This window comes from Coprococcus sp. AF38-1, assembly GCF_003603945.1.
In the GTDB taxonomy this organism is placed as follows: Bacteria; Bacillota; Clostridia; order Lachnospirales; family Lachnospiraceae; genus Coprococcus; species Coprococcus aceti.
Genome location: NZ_QVGO01000003.1, coordinates 94304 through 116137 on the forward strand (window position 1 = coordinate 94304; position 21834 = coordinate 116137).

Genomic DNA, 21834 nt, shown 5'->3' on the forward strand with positions numbered 1-21834 from the left:
GGGTAAAAAAATATATGACAAATGAAAAAAATTTAAAAATGCCATTTTGGCTAAAACTTAATATGACAATTAAAGAGGCAGCAGCATATTCAAATATAGGAATTAACAGAATTGAAGAGTTATTAAAACAACCGAAGTGCAATTTTGTACTTTATGTAGGAAATAAAAAATTGGTAAAGAGAAAAGAGTTTGAGCAGTATATATCAAAGAGCATTGAATTATAAAAATTTTGGTAGTTTCAAAATTGCAGAACTTATGATATAATAATAGATTGTATCAAACTCTTTATGCTTACACAGCAGAAAGGAGTTGATTTTACGGGCAAAGATTTAAAAGGAAGAGAGCTTGGTGTAGGAATATGCCAGCGAAAAGACGGATTATACACAGCTAGATTTGTCAGCAAACGTACAGGAAAATCCGTTCAGAGATATTTTCTAAAGTTACAAGAATGCCGTAATTGGTATGCAGACGCTAGGTTCGAGGATGAACATGGTGGAATCAATGCTTGTGGTGATATGACAGTCACAGCTTGGTTTGAGTATTGGCTTGAAAATATAAAAGGTGATAGTATCAGACCTAACACAATAAGAAATTATAGAGAAAGGTTTGAACACAACATTAAAGACTGTATAGGAAATATGATTTTATCAGATGTAAAACCGATGCATTGTCAAAATGTTCTGAATCAGATGAAGGATAATTATAGGACTTCAACAATCTATCAGACAAGAATTGCGTTGTATTGTATGTTTTCAGATGCAGTTGAGAACGATGTTATACTAAAGAACCCAGTAACAAAAGCAGTCAAGTACAATATTGGTAAAGAACCAAAGAAAGTAAGGGCGTTGACAGTAGAAGAACAGAAGAAGTTCTTGGAAGTAGCGAAAGACTGTAGCAATTACAATCAGTTTGCATTTGTATTACAGACTGGATTAAGAACAGGAGAAATGATTGGTCTTAAATGGTCTGATATTGATTTTGAGAAAAAGGTAGTACATATTCAAAGATCAATGGAGTATCGGCATTCTGTAGGTGAGTGGAGAATAGGTGAGCCAAAGAGCAAGTCTGGGTATCGAGATGTACCTTTGACAGAAGAAGCAATCCGATTATTAAAAGCACAGAAAGAAAAAGTGAGAAGTCTTAAAGTTATCAATATGGATTTTTCAGAGTTTGTGTTTTTGAATCGAAAAAGCGAACCTACAAAAAATTCCGCATATGATACCACACTATTTAAGTTATGTGATAAAGCTGGTATTCCTCGTTTCTCAATGCACGTATTAAGGCACACAATGGCTACAAGGTGTATCGAGGCGAATATGCGTCCTAAAACCTTGCAAGTAATATTAGGGCATTCTAATGTAGGAATTACCATGAATTTATATGTCCATGTGACAGAAGATGAAAAGGTAAAGGAAGTCGAAAAGATAGAAAAAGCCTTAAAAATTGTGTAGTAAATTGTGTAGTAAAATAACATAGAAAGGCGAAAACCCTTGAAAACAAAGGATTTTCGAATAGGTATATTAAGATATGAAATTAGGTATCGTAGGACTCCCAAACGTGGGAAAAAGTACACTTTTCAATTCACTTACAAAGGCAGGAGCGGAATCAGCTAACTATCCGTTCTGTACAATAGATCCAAACGTAGGAATCGTTGCAGTGCCGGATGAGAGGCTGGACAAGCTCACAGAGATGTACAACTCAGCCAAGACAACACCTGCTGTTATAGAATTTGTAGATATAGCGGGCCTTGTAAAGGGTGCATCAAAGGGTGAAGGACTTGGAAACCAGTTCCTTGCAAATATCAGAGAGGTTGATGCCATAGTTCACGTTGTAAGATGCTTTGAGGATACAAATGTCATCCACGTTGACGGTTCCGTAGACCCGATCAGAGATATAGAGACCATCAATCTGGAACTGATCTTCTCAGATATAGAGGTGCTCGACAGAAGGATCGCCAAGACCATCAGAGGTGCAAGAAATGACAAGATGCTTGCGAAGGAGCTTGACTTCCAGCAGAGGATCAAGGCTCACCTTGAGGATGGTAAGCTTGCAAAGACCATAGAGGTCGCAGATGAGGACGAGCAGGCGTGGATAGAGGAATATAACCTTCTCACATGGAAGCCTGTAATATTTGCCGCAAATGTAGGCGAGGAAGACATTGCGGACGATGGCGCTTCAAATGAGAACGTGCAGAAGGTAAAGGAATACGCAAAGGACTTCGATGCAGAGGTATTTGTAGTATGTGCACAGATAGAACAGGAGCTGGCAGAGCTTGATGATGAGGAGAAGAAGATGTTTCTCGAGGATCTTGGAGTAAAAGAGTCTGGTCTTGACAAGCTTATCAAGGCAAGCTACTCACTTCTTGGTCTTATCAGTTATCTGACAGCCGGAGAGACAGAGTCAAGGGCATGGACCATCAAGAAGGGAACGAAGGCACCTGGAGCAGCTGGCAAGATTCACTCAGACTTTGAGAGAGGATTTATCAAGGCGGAGGTTGTCAGCTACAAGGATCTCATGGACTGCGGAAGCATGCTTGCTGCCAAGGAGAAGGGCCTTGTAAGACAGGAAGGCAAGGAATATGTGGTTGAGGATGGAGATGTTATACTCTTCAAGTTTAATGTATAAAATAATCTTTGTGATGACACAGATGTAGTGCGGATAAGATCAGATTGCATCTGCTTCACAATAGAATATAGGAGGATGTAATAATATGTCTCAGATATCAGAATATTTTAGAAGCATATTCTTTCCGAACCTTGGGATAACCCTCAGAAACATAGGTGACCACATCAATATAGGAAGCTTTGAGGTGAGGTTCTACGGGATCATCATCATGATAGGATTCCTGCTGGCATATGTACTTGTCACCAACGAGGCAAAGAGAACAAGACAGAATCCGGAAATGTATCTGGATTTTATACTTATACTTATCATTCCGGCCATACTTGGAGCAAGACTTTACTACATTTTGTTCAGACTTGATCAGTATATAGTGCAGGGTGATGTGGGAGCCACTATCAAAGCCATGCTGAACATCAGAGGCGGTGGACTTGCCATATATGGTGGAATCATAGCGGGAGTCATCACGGCGGTAATATTCTGCAAGGTGAGAAAAGTCAGCTTTGTACTCATGGCGGATACAGCCACTTTTGGAATACTGATCGGACAGATACTTGGAAGATTTGGAAACTTCTTCAACAGAGAAGCATTTGGCGCATATACGAACAGTAAGATGGCCATGGCGATTCCGCTTGATTACTACAGATCTGATGGCAATCTTGACTATCTGGAGAGAACCGGTGTCATCACACAGAAGATGCTGGATAATGTGGTGAATATAGACGGCATGGATTGCATAACGGTCCATCCGACATTCCTGTATGAGTCCTTATGGAATCTTATGCTGCTTGTGTTCTTATTTATATATAGAAAGCACAAGAAATTCAAAGGAGAGTTCGCTCTTATATATGTGGGAGGATACGGACTCGGAAGATTTATCGTCGAAGGTCTCAGAAGTGATTCCCTGATGATCGGCAATACAGGGATCAAGGTATCCCAGGCGCTTGCACTTGTATGCTTTGTAACTGCCGTGGTACTGCTTGTCATAAATTATGTAAGATGTGCCAAGCGTGGCTGGCCTGCTGCAGTGATGGGAGACGCCGCTGGCACAGAAGTGAAGATTAGTGGCGAATGTGATCCTGCGGATACAGAAGTGGAGACCAGTGGTGAAGCAGACGCTGCCGGTACAGAAGTGGAGACCAGTGGTGGATCAGATGACGCTGGAGAAAAAAAGAAAGATGACAAAGATGCCACAAAATAGCATTTCAGCGCAGAAAAAGTGGCAATAAAAATAATATAACAGGGAGACAATACAGATAAATACCCACAAGGTGGAGATATCCCCCACGAAATGGGAAAAAACTGGGATTTGTCTCCACCATAAAAAGCCTGTAGGTTTGACAGTGAAAACTGTTAGATCTACAGGCTTTTTTGCGTATTTGCACACACTTTTTTCATATAACAGGGTTGCAATTTGGGGGGCTATAGTATAGAATAGTGGTTACAAGTGGCATTACTGTGCAACAAAGTGGTGGAAAGTGGTGATTGAACCGGAGTTATACGAAAGGAGGAGATCGGGATGTCCAGATGCTTATCAGGTGAATATGAACATAAGCTTGATGCAAAAGGAAGACTGATCATGCCATTAAAACTTCGTTCGGAACTCGGGGAGTCATTCATGGTAACCAAAGGAATCGACTGCTGTCTCTATGTATATGGAATGACAGAGTGGGAGGAGTTCGTTGAGAAGCTGAACAAGCTTCCTATGACCAACAGAACGGCCAGAGCCTTCAAGAGAGGTTTTCTTGCCGGAGCGGTCAAGTGTGAGCCGGATGCACAGGGAAGAATACTTCTATCTCCGAAGCAGAGAGAATATGCTCATATAGACAAGGATGTGTATGTCATCGGTAACGGTGAGAAAGCGGAGATCTGGAGCAAGGAAGAGTGGGATGGCCCTGAGAACATGAGTGATAATCAGGCCAGCATGGACGAGCTTGCAGATGAGCTTGATGCACTTGATTTTAGTTTTTAGAAGAGAATGGTAATTGATTATGGAATTTGCGCACAAGTCGGTCTTGCTTGAGGAGACCATCGACAACCTGAATATCAAGCCGGATGGCATCTATGTGGATGGCACATTAGGGGGAGCCGGACACTCAGAGCAGATTGTGAAGAGGCTTGGTGAGGGCGGCAGGCTTATAGGTATCGACCAGGATGAGGATGCCATAGCTGCAGCGTCGAAGAGACTTGAGCCGTATGGGGATAAGGTGACCATAGTCAGGGATAATTACCAGAATTTCAGAAGAATATTGGATGAACTGAACATACAGAAGGTGGACGGGATACTCCTTGATCTGGGAGTGTCTTCATATCAACTCGATAATGCGGATAGAGGATTCACATATCGGGTTGATGCTCCACTGGATATGAGGATGGACAACAGGCAGACAAAGACTGCAAAGGATATAGTCAATGATTATTCCGAGGCTGAGCTGTTCCGTATACTTAAGGATTACGGAGAGGAGAGATATGCAAAGAGTATTGCATACCACATTTGCAAGTACCGTGAGAACAAGGTGATAGAGACCACCGAAGAGCTCAACGATATAATCCGTGGCTCCATACCGGCAAAGGCGAGGAATGGACAGGGACATCCGTCCAAGCAGACATTTCAGGCGATCAGGATAGAGCTTAACAGAGAGCTTGATGTGCTCAGGGATTCAATAGACGGCATGATAGCAAGCCTGAATCCGGGAGGAAGATTGTGTATCATCACATTCCATTCCCTTGAGGACCGGATAGTGAAGCTAGCATTCAGGAAAAATGAAAATCCATGCATTTGTCCACCGAACTTTCCGGTGTGCACATGCGGAAGAAAGCCTCTCGGCAAGGTGATAACGAGGAAACCGATCATACCGGGAGAAAGGGAGCTTGAGGAGAATTCCAGATCAAAGAGCTCAAAGCTCAGAGTGTTTGAGGCAATTTGACAGATATAAATGAAAGAGGCGATATAGATGGCAGATAGAAGATACTACACAGAGGGTAGTTCTGCAAGACAACTGAATTATGATGACCGGGCTGGACGTAACAGATCCCGCGAAGCTGTAGTCAGAGGCTCAGCCGCTCCGGCGAGAAGACCACAGCCTTCAGTGAGACCTGAGAGAGCTCCACAGCCGGCGCGAAGAAAGAAACAGGGATCATCTCATCTGACTGACAGAGAGAGACGAGAGCTTGCAGCCAGAAAGGCACAGAGAAAGGCAGTTACAAATGCACAAATAAGATATACGGCGGGCATGGTTGCTGCGATAATCGTTGCGGTGGCGCTGTGCTGTTATCTTCTGAAACTTACATCAGATGTCAAGTCACAGAAGGAGTCAGTGGCAACGCTGAAGAGCCAGGTGGCAACACAGCTTGACGAGAATGCAAGCTACAGCGCAGGACTTGATTCCATGACAGATCTGGATGAGATATATAATATTGCAACTACTAAGCTCGGCATGGTATACTCACAGCCGGGACAAACATTATACTATTCACAGAATAATGATGATTACGTAGTACAGTACAAGGATGTCCCTAAGGCCAAGTAGTCTTAGGGATATTTAATTTTTAAGGTGGAAAGATAAAATGTCAAAGAGATCAAAGCTATTTTTAAAAGGAATGAGAAGAAAGACCAAGATCGCATATTTGCTGGTGGTGGGAGTTCTGGTGGCACTCACCATAAGAGTTGTGTACATCAACGTGGCAAATGGAAAGGAGTATTCGGAGGCTGTGGTTCTGCAGATGGACTACAATTCCACGGATATTCCGTATGAGAGAGGCGAGATACTGGACAGAAATGGAAATGTCCTTGCAAACAGTGAGAAGACCTACAGCCTGATACTTGAGCCTGTGAATATTCTGATCACGGAGAAGGGAAAGGCGGCAACAAGAGCTGCGGTGCTGGAGTATTTCGATGTGTCAGGAGACGATTTTGACAAGCACATTGCAAATGAGGATTCTTATTATGAGGTAGTCCTCAAGGATCTTCCATATACAAAGGTTAAGGCATTTGAGGATTACTGTAAGACCGATGAGGGCGCAGATGTCATAGGAGTGAGATTCGAGACGGTGTATAAGAGAAATTACCCAAATGGATCTCTGGCGTGTCACCTGCTCGGATACACCGCCAGCGGAAATGTTGGACAGGGTGGTATTGAGGGCTATTATAATGACTACTTAAACGGTGTGGATGGCAAGACTTACAGATATATGTCGGGATTAGGCGGCGTTGACTCGGAGACTGTGGCAGCCCAGAATGGTGAGACAGTAGTATCCACCATAGATATGAATATACAGAAGATTATAGAGGACAACATCACTGAGTATATGCAGAATACAGGTGCTAAGCAGATAGGTATCATAGCAATGGATCCAAACAATGGCGAGATACTTGGAATGGCAAGCTCACGTACCTACGATCCAAATGACCCGATGAACACACAGGCGCTCAGGAACATGACAGTCACCGTCACCCAGGAGGTTGAGATCGAGGGTGCAGATGAGAATGCGGACAGCCTGATAAGCGTTGAGAGTGCAAAGAAAAATACAACAGCAACAACGGAGAGCAGCGAGGATGGCACTACCACAGAATCATCCACAGAAGCGACCACCGAACAGAAGAATGTAAAGACTGAGGAAGTGGAATACGATTTCTCAAAGATGTCGGATGAAGAGTTCCATAGCACGATAGATGGATTTACATCAGACCAGTTATATGAGGCACTCAACTATGTATGGCAGAATTACTGTATAAGTGATGTGTTTGAGCCGGGTTCAACATACAAGGCATTTACCATAGCGGGAGCCATGGAGGATGGAGTGATCTCAGACGGAGATGAATTCCTCTGTGATGGTTCACAGGTCGTAGTCGAGGGAGAGAGCCCTATTTACTGTAGTTACAGAGCAGGACACGGAATGGTAGACGTCAAGAGAGCTCTGGCTGTTTCATGTAATGATGCATTGATGCAGATAGCGGACAAGGAGGGACCAGAGACATTTGACAAATATCAGGTGATATTTAACATTGGTTCCAAGACAGGAATAGATCTCGAAGGTGAGACGACAGGTATTAAGTACGATGTGGAGAATCTTAATCCTACAGAGCTTGCGACATCTTCATTTGGACAGGGTGTTACAACATCCATGATCCAGATGGCAGCGGGATTCTGTTCTGTAATAAACGGCGGAAATTATTATGTGCCACATGTTGTCAAGAGACTTCTGGATTCAGACGGAAATGTGGTTGAGAATATGGATCCGGTGCTTGTCAGAAAGACCATATCCAAGGAAGTGTCGGATTACATGAAGACATACCTCCAGGCGGTTGTTGAGGAAGGTACAGGATATGCGGCTGGAATAGAGGGCTACACCATCGGTGGTAAGACAGGTACAGCCGAGAAGCTTCCTCGAGGAAATGGAAAATACGTACTGTCATTCATAGGATTCACCCCTGTTGAGAATCCTCAGATCATGCTTTACGTTGTAGTTGATGAGCCTCATGTTGAGGATCAGTCAGGATCAGGAGCAGGAGCAAAGCTGTTCAATCAGGTTATGCAGGATCTCCTTCCATACCTGAATGTATACTCAACAAACGGAGATGATGTGGCTTATGACGGAACGGAGGAACCGCTATCATCAGCATTTGACACGGATACAGAGACTGCAGATACAGAGGCGGCAACAGAGGATGCGGCTGCTGAGGACACATCAGCGGAAGATACATCAGCGGATGATACATCGACCGACGACACATCGGCGGATGACACGTCGTATGACGATACGGCAGACGACAGTTATACGGCGGACGATACATGGGAGGATGACAGCGGAACAGGCTATGACACGGATACGTGGAGCGGTGACGAGGACTATTCCGGCGAATGATAATTTACACAGTAAACCAAAGCATCGAAGGTGCAGATACACCTCCGGTGCTTTTTTAATGCAGAGATGGATTTGTACACGAATAGGCGAATACATGAGGCATCCGGCTAATATGATAATAAAAAAGTCCGGGATCAAGAGTTGAAGGTATACAGTTATAACAGGCGGAGGATAAAGTTTGTGTTCGTTATGGCGGCCCTAGCGCTGGGAGTTATAGTTGGCCGTCTTGCATACATAATGCTCTACAGGGGAGAATACTATAGTGAGAAAGCAGATTCCCTGCATGAGAGGGAGAGAAGCATAAAAGCTCCCAGGGGAAGGATATACGACAGAAATGGCAATATCATAGCGGACAACAAGGCGGTGTGTTCAATATCCGTGATACACAGCCAGATAGAGGATGAGGCGGAGGTCACAGAGCTTCTTACAAGATATCTGGATAAGGATCCGGCAGACATCAGGAAGAAGGTGGAGAAGGTATCCTCAAGGGAGCTCATAGCGACAAATGTAGACAAGGAGACCGGAAAAAAGATCAAGGCGGCTGCTGTTCCGGGGATCAAGGTGGACGAGGATTACAAGCGCAGCTATCCATATGATACCCTTGCATCGAAGGTTATAGGCTTCACCGGTGCTGACAATCAGGGAATACTGGGCCTTGAGGTGACATATGACAGTGTGCTCACAGGGACAAATGGAAGCATAAATGCGGTCACGGATGCAAGGGGAATAGAGCTTGCGGAATATTCAGAAACCAGGACAGAGCCCATTTCCGGAAATGATCTCGTGACAACACTGGATCTCAATATACAGAGATATGTGACACAGGCTGCAGAGAAAGTCCTGATCGAGAAAAAAGCAAACAGGGTGTGTGCAATAACGATCAATCCCCAAAATGGCGAGGTATATGCCATGGTGGATGTGCCGGAATACAATCTGAACGAACCGTTCAAACTGGTTAAGCCAGAGAACGGTGGAGAGACAGACACAAGGGAAGATGCAGAGAGAAATAACAGCGCATCCGGGACATCCATGTTGCTGCCTACAGCCGGTAATATGGATGAGCTGAACAATATGTGGAGAAATTATCTGATAAGCGACACATATGAGCCGGGATCAACCGCCAAGATAATAACACTGACGGCAGCACTCGAGAAAGGAGCGGTCGACAGCAACTCAAACTTTTTCTGCCCGGGATATAAGATAGTTGAGGACAGAAGGATAAGGTGCAGCAAGACCACGGGCCATGGAAGCCAGAGCCTTAAGGAGGCGCTCATGAATTCCTGCAATCCGGCGTTTATGGAGATAGGAGAGAGAACAGGTGTGGATGGCATGTACGAGTATTATCACAAGCTGGGATTGTTCAGTCAGAGCGGAATAGACCTTCCCGGAGAGGCAAACTCCATCATGCATAAGAAGGAAAATGTCGGGCCGGTAGAGCTTGCCACCATGTCGTTTGGACAGTCATTCCAGGTGACTCCGATACAGTTCATATCTGCAGTGTGCACGGTTGTGAATGGAGGGCATACGGTAACTCCACATTTGGGAAAAAGGATAATAGACAGCAGTAAAGAAACTATTACAGCCATTGAATTTGACGAGCAGAGACAGGTTATAGATGAGGGGACATCACAGAAGATGCGGGAGATGCTTGAGGCAGTCGTTGCCGAGGGCGGCGGATCAAAGTGTGCCATAGAGGGCTGCAGGATAGGCGGAAAGACCGCCACGAGCGAGAAACTTCCCAGAGGAACAGGCAGATACATATCTTCTTTTATAGGATTTGCGCCGGCGGATGATCCTCAAGTCCTGACGGTCGTGCTAATAGATGAGCCCGAGGGCACATATTATGGAGGAACCATAGCGGCCCCTGTTGTGAGAGATATTTTTTTGAATATTCTTCCCTATTTGGGAATTGACAAAGCCACAAATGAGTATTAAATTTATCTCAGTCTGAAAACAGTTTAAGAAATACATAGTCCGCGGTGTGCGGGCAGGTAAGGAGTACAAAATGAATTTAGATTTAAAGATTGTTTTACCGGTAGTGATAGCATTCTGTATCAGCGTGGTGCTGTGCCCTATAGTTATACCGTTCCTGAAGAAGCTCAAGTTCGGTCAGTTTGTCAGGGATGACGGCCCACAGGCACATTTGAAGAAGGCCGGAACACCAACCATGGGTGGACTTATAATCCTTCTGTCACTTACGATCACGACGCTTATCTATATGAAGAAATATCCGGATGTCCTTCCGGTGCTTTTTGTGACACTTGGATTTGGACTTATCGGATTTATCGATGATTACATCAAAGTTGTTATGAAGAGATCAATGGGACTTCACGCATGGCAGAAGATGCTCGGACAGATTGTCGTTACGGGAGTATTTGCATATTATGTAGAGAAGTATTCAGATATCAACAATGAGCTTATAATACCATTCCTTGGCAAGACGGTTCAGCTCAACAGCACACTCTATGTGATACTGTTGTTCTTCATCGTGCTTGGAACAGTTAATGGTGCGAACTTCACAGATGGACTTGACGGACTTGCGTCATCAGTCACGGTTCTCATAGCCACATTCTTTGCGGTTGTAGCAGTGGGAACAGACTCAGGTGTTGCTCCGGTTGCCTGCGCAGCGGTTGGATGTCTTCTTGGCTTCCTTGTGTACAATGTGTACCCTGCAAAGGTATTCATGGGAGACACAGGTTCTCTGGCACTCGGTGGATTTGTTGCATCAACAGCGTATATGCTCAAGATGCCTATATTCATAGTTATAATAGCTTTCATATACTTCATTGAAGTATTATCAGTTATAATACAGGTTGTTTCATTCAAGCTTACAGGCAAGAGAGTGTTCAGAATGGCACCTATACATCATCATTTTGAGCTCGGGGGATGGCCTGAGTCAAAGGTCGTTGCTATATTTTCTATAGTGACTGCAGTCCTCTGTGTGGTAGGTTTACTGGCTCTGTAATGTAGAAAGGAGAAAATGGTGCAGTGGTGCACCATGGTGAAATGATATGGAGATCAATACAGCGATAGTAGCAGGAACAGGAAAGAGTGGAATCAGTGCAACCAAGCTTCTGGTAAATCATGGAGTAAAGGTTTATCTGTTCGATGAGAACAAGGACAGAGATATAGAGGCGATAAAGGAGAAGACAGGCGATTCAGAGCTTGTTCAGATAGAACTCGGTGAGCTTGGAGAGGATGCCCTCTCATCATCACAGCTCATGGTCATCAGTCCGGGAATCCCTGTTGATGCGCCATTTACAGATGTGGTGAGAAATGCGGGAATACCTATCTGGAGTGAGATAGAGCTGGCATACCATTATGGTAAGGGTAAGATAGCAGCCATAACAGGAACAAACGGCAAGACTACAACTACAGCCCTTGTGGGAGAGATAGTCAAGGCACACAATGCCAAGACCATCGTTGTGGGAAATATTGGAATACCTTACACAGAGCTGTGCGACACAACAGACGATGATTCAGATACAGTTGCAGAGATAAGCAGTTTCCAGCTTGAGACGGTTATAGATTTTCATCCGAATGTCAGTGCAATACTCAACCTGACTCCGGATCATCTGAACAGGCACTATACATTTGAGAATTATGGAAATGTAAAGTTTTCAATAACAAAGAATCAGACCATGGATGATGTGACAGTCATCAACTATGATGATGAGCATACACGCGCCATGGGAGAGAAGGCAAAGGATCATTGCCATGTAGTATATTTCAGCAGACTGGAGAAGCCGGCCGGTGGAGTATATGTAGAGGATGGGGATATCACCCTCGAGGATGGCGATAAGAAGATCAATGTACTTGCCATTAAGGATCTTAAGCTCATGGGAGCTCACAATGTTGAGAATGTTCTGGCAGCAGTTGGAATATCATATTATATGGGAGTCCCTGTTGATGTTATCAGAGATGTTGCAACATCATTCAAGGCTGTTGCTCATAGAATAGAATATGTTGACACCGTCGATGGTGTCGCATACTACAATGATTCAAAGGGAACAAACCCTGATGCAGCCATAAAGGGAATACAGGCCATGGTGGCTCCTACATTCCTCATAGGTGGAGGCTACGACAAGGGTTCTGAGTACGACGAGTGGATAGAGGCGTTTGACGGCAAGGTAAAGTGGCTTGTTCTCATAGGCCAGACTGCGCAGAAGATAGCTGACTGTGCAAAGAGACATGGATTTAACTCAATTATATTTGAGGAGAATCTTCAGGATGCGGTAGCATATTGCCATGAGAATGCGGTTGACGGAGATGCGGTGCTTCTCTCACCTGCATGTGCAAGCTGGGGACAGTTTGACAACTACGAGCAGAGAGGCGATATGTTCAAGGAGTATGTAAGAAGCTATAAGGAGTGATCTGATTGCATGGAGGTCCTGAGGTTTCAGAAGATAGAGTGAGAGATGCACGAAAACGGTGTCCGGGAGGATATGTGGATGTGACCATGCTCCTGGCGCTGGGGATGATTCTGATATTTGGGCTTGCCATGATATACAGTACGAGCAGTTACAGGGCGTACGACCTGTACGGAGATCAGATGTACTTTTTTAAAAGACAGGCACTTTATATGTTGCTGGCGATCCTCGCCATGTACATAGTGTCAAGATATGACTACAGGCGACTGCTCAGGCTGTCTGCGGTCATTTTGCTGTCATCACTTGTTCTTCAGGTGGTGGTGCTGATAATAGGAACGGCCAGCCATGGGTCAGCAAGATGGATATATATTGGACCTATAGGATTTCAGCCATCAGAATATGCCAAGACGGCGATCATAATCTACACCTCGGCGAGGACTGCCGTGGAGAGCAAAAATCTGTGCAGACCGGGCTGCCTTATAAAGGTAATGATCCTGCCCGTGATCACCATAGCCCTGATCGGTGTGGAGAATCTCAGCACGGCTATAATCTGTTTTGCAATCCTTTTTGTAATATTGTTTGTGGGAAGCCCCAGGGTCAGACATTTTGTTCTGATCGGTATATTTGGTGTTGTCGGGAGTGTGCTTTTCATAATGTTCGCAGGCTACAGGGCGAACAGAGTCAAGATATGGCTTGATCCTGAGAATTACGCAGATGGCTATCAGACGGTTCAGTCGTTATATGCCGTTGGTTCCGGTGGACTGTTTGGAGTGGGCTTTGGGAGAAGTGTCCAAAAGATGGGGTTTATTCCGGAGTCACATAATGATATGATATTCTCAGTTGTGTGTGAGGAGCTCGGAATTGTCGGAGCGGCATTTATACTTATCATTTTTCTTATATTACTTAGGCGGATGGCTGTGACGGCCATGAATGCCAGAGACAGATTTGGAAGCATGCTCACAGCGGGAGTGATGGCACATGTGGCGGTCCAACTGCTGATAAATGTGAGTGTTGTCACGAATACCATTCCGCCGACAGGTGTGCCGATGCCATTTGTCAGTTATGGCGGAAGTTCGATAATTTTCATTCTGATGGAGATGGGGATAGTGATGTCCGTATCCAGAGGAATTTCGTATGACGAAACAGACATATGACAGATCCTTTAAAGGAAGATTTGAATGGAAAACAACAATAGACGAAATGTTAATAAAAATAGAATGAGCAGAAATGTTGATGTTGCGCAGACCAGACGTGAAAGCGGCTATGTGGATGTCATGACCGGAAAACGCCTCGACGGAAGGGTGAAGGTTCCGGTTGATAAGAGAAGACAGCAGACAGACAGCCGCAATGGACAGCGGAGAGCAGACGGAGATATGCGCCGCAGGACGGATGAGCAGACACGAAGAAGGCCTGATGGGGAGCACCACAGAACAGGCGAACAGGCGCGCAGAAGACCAGACGGAGAGCGTCGCAGATCTGACGAGCAGGTGCGCAGAAGACCAGACGGAGAGCGCCGCAGATCTGACGAACAGGTGCGCAGGAGACCAGACGGAGAGCGCCGCAGATCTGACAAACAGGTGCGCAGGAGACCAGATGGAGAGCACCGCAGATCTGATGAGCAGGTGCGCAGGAGACCAGATGGAGAGCGTCGTAGATCTGATGAGCAGGTGCGCAGGAGACAGGATGGAGAGCGTCGCAGACCGGATGACCGGATGCGCAGAGAGGATGCAGAAAACCGCAGATCCGAGGAGAGACGCAGGCGTAAGCAAGATCAGGCGGTTGCTGCAAAAAAGAAGAACAAGAAAAAACGCAAAAAAGAGGGCAGAAAGCTTACCCCGGAGGAGATAGAGAGAAAGAAGAAGCTGCAGGCGGAGAAACTTGCCAGAAGAAAGGCGAGACGTGAGAAGGCGGCAAGGATATTCAAGATAGTTCTCAAGATACTTCTCATTCTGGTGGTGCTGTGTGCTATAGCGTTTGTATACATACGTACATGTTATAAATTGAAGTCCATAAAAGTGACCGGAACTGATCACTACACTGACCAACAGATGGTCGATATCGTGACCGGCGGTAAGGATTATGGCAATACGCTGCTGTTTATACTTGAGAGCAGACTGAATCCTGCCCAGGATGTAACCTTTATAGATAAGATAGACGTCACATATGTGAACAGGAATTCAGTAGAGATCACGGTGTACGAGAAGGCCATGGCGGGCTGCATAAAGTACAACGATCAGTATGCATATTTTGATGGCGATGGTATCGTGCTCGAGATATCCGATGCAAAGCTTGATGATGTTCCTTGTATAGAGGGACTTACAAGTGACAGCGTGGAGCAGGGAAAGAAGCTTGATGTCGGTGATTCGGGATTCTTCCAGGAGATACTGACTATGACACAGCTCATTTACAAGAGCGGAATACAGATAGACAAGATTACTTATGACACAGATCAGAATCTCATACTTCACAAGGATGGAATAAAGATCAGGATCGGCGACGGTGAAAACCTGGAGACGAAATTCATGAATCTTGAGAGCATACTTGAGAGCGTGAAGGGTAAAAAGGGAACTCTTGATATGTCGAATTACAGTGAATCGCAGAGGAACGTTATCTTTAAAGAAAATAAATAAAAAATTTCTTGCGTAATGATATAAAAAATCGTATTATATAGGTACTAATGCGATAAAACGGTCAGCTTTTGAGCAGATGACAATGATTGATGGATAAAGAATAAGTATATAAGGAGGATGCAACCGTGCTTGAGATAAAATCAAATGACGAGAGAACACCGGCAAGGATTCTTGTAATTGGTGTCGGCGGTGCAGGTAACAATGCTGTTAACAGAATGATCGATGAGAATGTTGAGGGAGTGGAACTTATCGCTATCAATACAGATAAGCAGGCTCTTTCACTCAGCAGAGCTACAACAAAGATCCAGATAGGTGAGAAACTTACCAAGGGTCTTGGTGCTGGTGCAAAGCCTGAGATCGGTGCCAGCGCTGTAGAGGAGAATAGAGAAGAGATCGTAGACATCATCAAGGACGCCAACATGGTATTCGTAACATGTGGTATGGGTGGTGGAACAGGAACAGGCGCTGCCCCTGTCGTTGCAGAGATGGCACGTAACCTTGGTATCCTCACAGTCGGAGTTGTCACAAAGCCATTTGGTTTTGAGGGCAAGCCTCGTATGAGAAACGCAATCGAAGGTATAGAGAGACTTAAGGAGAATGTGGATACACTTATTGTTATCCCTAACGACAAGCTCCTTCAGATCTGTGATAAGAGAACAAGTATTCCTGATGCGCTGAAGAAGGCAGATCAGGTACTGCAGCAGGGTGTTCAGGGTGTTACAGACCTTATCAATAAGCCGGGTCTTATCAACCTTGACTTTGCAGATATACAGACAGTTATGAGAGATAAGGGTATCGCTCATATCGGTATAGGTTCAGCAAGCGGAGAGAACAAGGCTGTTGACGCCATCAAGGAGGCTATGGATTCACCACTTCTTGAGACAACCGTTTCGGGTGCAACAGATATCATCGTAAACTTCTCAGGTAACATTGGTATCGTTGAGGCTTATGATGCTGTTACATATCTTACAGAGCAGGCTGGAGATGGAGTCAACATCATCTTCGGTACAGTTGACAATGACAACATGGGTGAGGATATAAGCATCACGATCATTGCTACAGGTCTTGAGAGATCAGGCGAGAGCGATGTCACCGCAAGATATGCAGGTACTGCATCTCCTATGGGAACAATGACCACACCTAAGCCAGCAGTTACAACAACACCTGCTGCAGAGCCAAAGACTGCTACATATGCAGGCCAGAGCCTTGGAACACACAGCACTCAGACAAGCACAAGACCATCGTTCCTCGGCGGTCAGACAACTGAGACTGCTCCGGCAGCAAAGCCAGCATACACAGCACCTGTGACACCAGCACAGCAGACACCTGTAACATCAACACCAGTTGAGCCGGCACATGTGTCAAGACCAAAGACAGAGAGTATCAAGATTCCTGATTTCCTCAAGAAGAGATAAGGAAGAGATCGGAAGATTTTTATAGGTAAGTATAAAACGGGTAATTTCGAGAGAAATTATCCGTTTTCTTCAATAAGGAGGCAGAAATATGTTTTATGTTGCAGACCGAACAGAGATGCAGGAGATAGACAGGCTGACCATAGAGGAAAAGGGTGTGCCAGGGATCCTGCTTATGGAGAGAGCTGCGATCACCGTGCTGGAGGAGATAAATTCCAGACTGAAGTCTATAAACGCGGACAGAAAATTAAAGTGCCTTGTGGTTGTTGAAGGCGGCAATAACGGCGGGGACGGACTGGCTCTTGCGAGACTTCTGTACCAGCAGGGAGATATGGTCCATGTCTGTTATATAAATGGAATATCGAGAGTAAGCGACAGCTTTTCATATCAGCTTGAAATAGCGAAAAAAATCGGCATACAGGTGACGGATCACATCATTGACAGTGATTACGATGTGGTTGTGGACGGAATATTTGGCGTCGGACTCAAGCGTGATGTGGCGGGAATATGGAGAGAGACCATAGAGACGATGAACGGACTTGTCGGCTTTAAGGTTGCCATAGATACCCCGTCAGGTGTGGATGCCAGCACGGGGCAGATCATGGGATGTGCATTCAGGGCAGGCATGACGGTCACATTTGGACTGAATAAAAGAGGGCTGATATTTTATCCCGGCTGCGAGATAAGCGGAGAGGTCGTTGTGAGAGACATAGGATTTGCACAGGCTGAAGTGGACAGAGTACACCCGGTGGCATATTCCTACAACAGAGACGATCTGTGCATGCTTCCGGGACGGAGTGATTCATCAAATAAGGGAACATATGGAAAGCTTGCGGTGATAGCTGGAAGCAGAGACATGTCCGGTGCCATGACATTTGCGGCGGAGGCTGCATACAGGATGGGAACAGGGCTTGTGAAGATATACACACATATCGACAACAAGGAGATAGCAGGAGTAAGAATTCCTGAGGCAGTGCTTATGTGCTATAGCAACAAAGATGAAGCGGAGCAGTGTGCAAGGGATGCCGTGGAGTGGTCGGATGCCATACTGATCGGTCCTGGTATAGGAAAAGGCGATGCGGCAAGGAGCATGGTGGAATATATTATGTGCGAGGCCGTGCAGACCGTGATCGCGGATGCGGATGCCTTGAACATAATATCCGAAAAGCCCGATATTCTTGGAAGACACAGAGGACCGGTGATCGTAACACCACATATAGGAGAGGTGTCAAGACTTACAGGCGTCGCCATACCGGATATAAAAAAGAATATATTAGAGGTGTGCAAAGACTTTTCGATGGAGTATAATGTTGTAAGTGCGCTGAAAGATGCCAGAACATGCGTAAGTGACGGCAGGGATGTGTACATAAACACATCCGGTAATAACGGTATGTCAACTGCGGGGGCAGGGGATGTGCTTGCCGGGATAATAGCTGGGCTTGTCTGCACCGGACTTGGTGCGTATGAGGCTGCGAAGCTGGGAGTATATATACATGGGTTGGCAGGAGATATGGCGGCAGAGCACAGAGGAAGAAATGCAATGATAGCCAGGGATATAGTGAGCGCTATATCGGAGGTTATAAAAGGAGCAGAACATGATGGACAACAGTAACTTTAACAGAGTGCAGGCTGTGATAAATCTTGACAATATAAGGGATAATATCACGGCTATGAAAAGGCTTATAGACGGTGATAAGAAGATGCTGGCGGTCATAAAGGCAGACGCCTATGGACACGGCGCTGTCGAGGTGGCAGAGGCACTTGATGATCTGGTGGATTTCTTTGCAGTGGCATTCATCGATGAGGCTTTGGAGCTCAGAAGAGCAAATATAGATAAGCCCATATTGATACTGGGCTACACAGATCCCTCGGATTACGAACTGATTATCAGATATGATGTTAGACCTGCCATGTATGAGGTGGACGATGCACAGAAGCTCTCGGATTTGGCGGTGAGCATGAATACAAAGGCAAAGATCCATATCAAGGTCGATACAGGCATGGGAAGAATCGGATTCACATGTGATGAAGATGGCGTGAAGAACATAGAAAAGATCAGTCAGATGCCGGGCATAGAGATAGAGGGGATATTTACCCATTACGCAAAGGCTGATGAACTCGACAAGACCGCTGCAAATGGTCAGCTTGAGAAGTTCAGGTGGATAAACAGCCAGCTTGAGGCACTTGGAATACACATACCTGTAAGGCATATATCTAACAGTGCGGGTATCATGGAGATGGACAATTCGGATTTTGATATGGTCAGATCGGGAATAGTCACATACGGACTTTATCCATCAGATGAAGTAGATAAGAATATAGCGGCTTTGAAACCTGCTATGAGACTTATGTCCAAGGTTATATTTGTGAAGGACGTAAAAGCCGGAACAGGTATAGGATATGGATGGTCCTATATAGCGGATCATGATATAAAGGTTGCGACGGTGTCGGCAGGATATGCCGATGGATACCCAAGAGCACAGTCCAATATAGGCAGAGTTATCATCCATGGAGAGTATGCTCCGATCATCGGAAGGGTGTGCATGGATCAGTTCATGGTTGACGTGAGCCACATTGATGGTGTAAAAGTAAGAGATGACGTAACTCTCATCGGACAGGATGGAGACAGAGAGGTAACTGTCGAGGAGGTGGCAGCGCCTGCCAACAGCTTTAATTACGAGCTGGTATGTAACATATCAAGACGAGTTCCGAGAACATACATAAGGGACGGCAGAGAGCTTGGACAGGTAAACTATCTTCTGGATTAACGAATAACCGGTACTGTCATGGGCAATACTTTTTTTAGAGTGGAATACATACTATATAAGTATATAGCCACATTCAATGAAAGTATTTGTGGGGTGAACAGAATTGGTGATCAGACGTGGGGATATTTATTACGCGGATCTAAGACCGGTGGTTGGATCGGAGCAGGGAGGCATACGACCTGTTATAGTAGTTCAGAATGAGGCTGGGAACAGACACAGTTCCACGGTCATAATAGCTGCGATAACCAGCAAGATGAAGAGGCCAAAACTTCCAACACATATCATGCTTGATTCTTCAAGCTGTGATATAGCGAAGGATTCCGTCATATTGTTGGAACAGCTCAGGACTATAGACAAACAGCGCCTGAAAGAAAAGGTGTGTCACGTTGACGCTGATGTGCTGAGGCGCGTTGATGAAGCTCTGAAGATAAGTCTTGAACTGGCATAAAATAATATATGAGGTGATACAGACAATTATATGAAGATTTTTAACAAAAAATCAGAAGAGGAAAAGGTAGAAGAAGAGATCATATCCATGGTGAACGAGGGAAATGAGCAGGGACTTATAGAGGACTCTGAGGCCCAGTTTATTACAAACATATTTGAGTTCACTGACAAGGAGAGCAGAGATGTGATGACGGCCAGATTGAACGTCATGGCTATAGACAAGAACTCTGATCTGGACGAAGTCATGGAGATAATGATAGAGAATAACTATTCAAGATATCCGGTGTATGACGGTGATCTTGACAACGTAGTTGGAATAATCTATTTCAAGGATTTTGTGAAGGAATATCTGCGAGATAAGACGAAATCACTGGCTGAGATCATGGTTGAGGCTACATTTGTACATCCTACGTACAACATAGCAAAATTGTTCCGCAGGATGCAGACAGCAAAGATACATATGGTCATAGTTGTGGATGAGTATGGTCAGACAGAGGGAATTGTGACCATGGAGGATATTCTGGAAGAGATAGTCGGTAACATACTTGACGAGTACGATGACGCCAGCGAGGATATCAAGAAGCGTGGCGATATGTACATAGTCAGTGGTAAGGCTGAACTGGATGAGCTGAGTGACGTTCTGGGGATAGAATTCCCGGACGAGGACTTCCAGACGCTGAACGGATTTCTGCTGTATGAGCTGGGAAGACTTCCATATGCGGATGAGGAGATAGAGATAGTGTATCAGAACTACAGATTCACTTCCCTGTCGGTAAATAACAACATGATCGGTGAGGTAAAGATCACAAAGGTTGAAAAAACACCGCAATAGTGATAATATACGTAACTAGTAATCAAGAGAAAGAGGAGAATTAACGATGTCAGGACATTCAAAATTTGCGAACATCAAGCACAAGAAGGAAAAGAACGATGCAGCAAAGGGTAAGATCTTCACAATCATTGGTAAGGAGATCGTGGTAGCAGTAAAGGAAGGCGGAGCAAATCCTGAGAACAACAGTAAGCTTCGTGATGTAATCGCCAAGGCAAAGGCAAACAACATGCCTAACGATACTATCAAGCGTGGTATCGAGAGAGCGGCAGGAGATGCAAACTCAGTAAACTATGTAGTGAATACATATGAAGGCTACGGTCCTAACGGTACCGCCATCATAGTAGACACTCTTACGGACAATAAGAACAGAACAGCAGCCAATGTGCGTAACTGCTTCACAAAGGGTGGCGGTAACGTAGGTACAACAGGCTGTGTATCATATATGTTTGATCACAAGGGACAGATCATCATTGCAAAGGAAGACTGTGATATAGATGCAGATGACCTCATGATGATGGCACTGGATGCAGGAGCTGAGGATTTCTCAGACGAGGATGACAGCTACGAGATCATCACAGCACCTGAGGATTTCTCGCAGGTAAGAGAGAGCCTTGAGAAGGAAGGCATAAAGATGGCTGAGGCTGAGCTCACAATGATACCTCAGAACTATGTTGATATAGACGATCCTGAGGTTGTCAAGAAGTTCACAAGGATTATAGATATGCTTGAGGAGGACGATGACGTTCAGGCAGTATATCACAATGCAAATCTTCCGGAAGAGGACGATGAGGACTGATATATAATTGCAAGGGATATGATAACATTGGTAACAGACAATTACTCAGATAATCAGCACCATTGCAGCATAGCTTGAAATAGAACTTCCGCACC

The 21834-nt window shown here is 45.1% G+C and carries 19 protein-coding genes; all 19 read left to right on the forward strand.

Going from position 1 to position 21834, the window contains the following annotated elements:
• Positions 1-14: 14 nt before the first annotated feature.
• The 19 genes from DW025_RS04970 to DW025_RS05060 all read left to right on the forward strand — a co-directional run bounded on the left by DW025_RS04970 (position 15) and on the right by DW025_RS05060 (position 21739).
• Positions 15-224, forward strand: coding sequence for an excisionase (locus DW025_RS04970; protein WP_119999215.1), 210 nt, complete (start codon positions 15-17; stop codon positions 222-224).
• A 63-nt stretch (positions 225-287) separates the two neighbouring features.
• On the forward strand, positions 288-1451 hold the full coding sequence (locus DW025_RS04975) for a tyrosine-type recombinase/integrase (protein ID WP_119999040.1): 1164 nt from the start codon (positions 288-290) through the stop codon (positions 1449-1451).
• A gap of 76 nt (positions 1452-1527) precedes the next feature.
• Entirely contained in the window at positions 1528-2625 is a 1098-nt protein-coding gene (gene ychF / locus DW025_RS04980) for a redox-regulated ATPase YchF (protein ID WP_055223899.1), read from the forward strand.
• Between the two features lie 85 nt (positions 2626-2710).
• Positions 2711-3820: a prolipoprotein diacylglyceryl transferase gene (gene lgt / locus DW025_RS04985; RefSeq protein ID WP_119999042.1), complete on the forward strand. Its 1110-nt coding sequence runs from the start codon at positions 2711-2713 to the stop codon at positions 3818-3820.
• Positions 3821-4138: 318 nt separating this feature from the next.
• Positions 4139-4591 carry a division/cell wall cluster transcriptional repressor MraZ gene (mraZ, locus tag DW025_RS04990; protein ID WP_015533171.1) on the forward strand — a complete coding sequence of 151 codons (453 nt, stop codon included), beginning with the start codon at positions 4139-4141 and terminating at the stop codon, positions 4589-4591.
• A gap of 19 nt (positions 4592-4610) precedes the next feature.
• A complete protein-coding gene (gene rsmH / locus DW025_RS04995) occupies positions 4611-5546 on the forward strand; it encodes a 16S rRNA (cytosine(1402)-N(4))-methyltransferase RsmH (protein ID WP_015533170.1) in 936 nt (311 codons plus the stop codon).
• A gap of 27 nt (positions 5547-5573) precedes the next feature.
• Positions 5574-6149, forward strand: a complete 576-nt coding sequence (locus DW025_RS05000; RefSeq protein ID WP_015533169.1) for a hypothetical protein — start codon at positions 5574-5576, stop codon at positions 6147-6149.
• A gap of 37 nt (positions 6150-6186) precedes the next feature.
• Complete coding sequence (locus tag DW025_RS05005) at positions 6187-8484, forward strand: peptidoglycan D,D-transpeptidase FtsI family protein (protein ID WP_119999043.1); 2298 nt, start codon at positions 6187-6189, stop codon at positions 8482-8484.
• A 189-nt stretch (positions 8485-8673) separates the two neighbouring features.
• Entirely contained in the window at positions 8674-10419 is a 1746-nt protein-coding gene (locus tag DW025_RS05010) for a peptidoglycan D,D-transpeptidase FtsI family protein (protein WP_119999217.1), read from the forward strand.
• A gap of 70 nt (positions 10420-10489) precedes the next feature.
• Positions 10490-11449, forward strand: coding sequence for a phospho-N-acetylmuramoyl-pentapeptide-transferase (gene mraY / locus DW025_RS05015; protein WP_022217211.1), 960 nt, complete (start codon positions 10490-10492; stop codon positions 11447-11449).
• A gap of 46 nt (positions 11450-11495) precedes the next feature.
• Complete coding sequence (gene murD / locus DW025_RS05020) at positions 11496-12857, forward strand: UDP-N-acetylmuramoyl-L-alanine--D-glutamate ligase (protein WP_119999045.1); 1362 nt, start codon at positions 11496-11498, stop codon at positions 12855-12857.
• A 38-nt stretch (positions 12858-12895) separates the two neighbouring features.
• Complete coding sequence (locus DW025_RS05025) at positions 12896-14008, forward strand: FtsW/RodA/SpoVE family cell cycle protein (RefSeq protein WP_242992592.1); 1113 nt, start codon at positions 12896-12898, stop codon at positions 14006-14008.
• 24 nt (positions 14009-14032) lie between these two features.
• Positions 14033-15484 (forward strand): cell division protein FtsQ/DivIB, encoded by a 1452-nt coding sequence (locus tag DW025_RS05030; protein ID WP_119999047.1) that lies wholly within the window; start codon positions 14033-14035, stop codon positions 15482-15484.
• A gap of 125 nt (positions 15485-15609) precedes the next feature.
• Positions 15610-16899 (forward strand): cell division protein FtsZ, encoded by a 1290-nt coding sequence (gene ftsZ / locus DW025_RS05035; protein ID WP_022217215.1) that lies wholly within the window; start codon positions 15610-15612, stop codon positions 16897-16899.
• Positions 16900-16987: 88 nt separating this feature from the next.
• Positions 16988-18508, forward strand: coding sequence for an NAD(P)H-hydrate dehydratase (locus tag DW025_RS05040; RefSeq protein ID WP_119999049.1), 1521 nt, complete (start codon positions 16988-16990; stop codon positions 18506-18508).
• Positions 18492-19664: an alanine racemase gene (alr, locus tag DW025_RS05045; RefSeq protein WP_330416291.1), complete on the forward strand. Its 1173-nt coding sequence runs from the start codon at positions 18492-18494 to the stop codon at positions 19662-19664. The genes DW025_RS05040 and alr overlap by 17 nt, the downstream gene beginning before the upstream one ends.
• Before the next feature lie 103 nt (positions 19665-19767).
• Positions 19768-20112: a type II toxin-antitoxin system PemK/MazF family toxin gene (locus tag DW025_RS05050; protein ID WP_055144003.1), complete on the forward strand. Its 345-nt coding sequence runs from the start codon at positions 19768-19770 to the stop codon at positions 20110-20112.
• 30 nt (positions 20113-20142) lie between these two features.
• Positions 20143-20943 carry a hemolysin family protein gene (locus tag DW025_RS05055; protein ID WP_117548715.1) on the forward strand — a complete coding sequence of 267 codons (801 nt, stop codon included), beginning with the start codon at positions 20143-20145 and terminating at the stop codon, positions 20941-20943.
• A gap of 46 nt (positions 20944-20989) precedes the next feature.
• The gene (locus tag DW025_RS05060) at positions 20990-21739 is read left to right on the forward strand and encodes a YebC/PmpR family DNA-binding transcriptional regulator (protein WP_015533161.1); all 750 of its coding nucleotides are present in this window, start codon (positions 20990-20992) and stop codon (positions 21737-21739) included.
• The last annotated feature ends 95 nt before the right edge of the window (positions 21740-21834 follow it).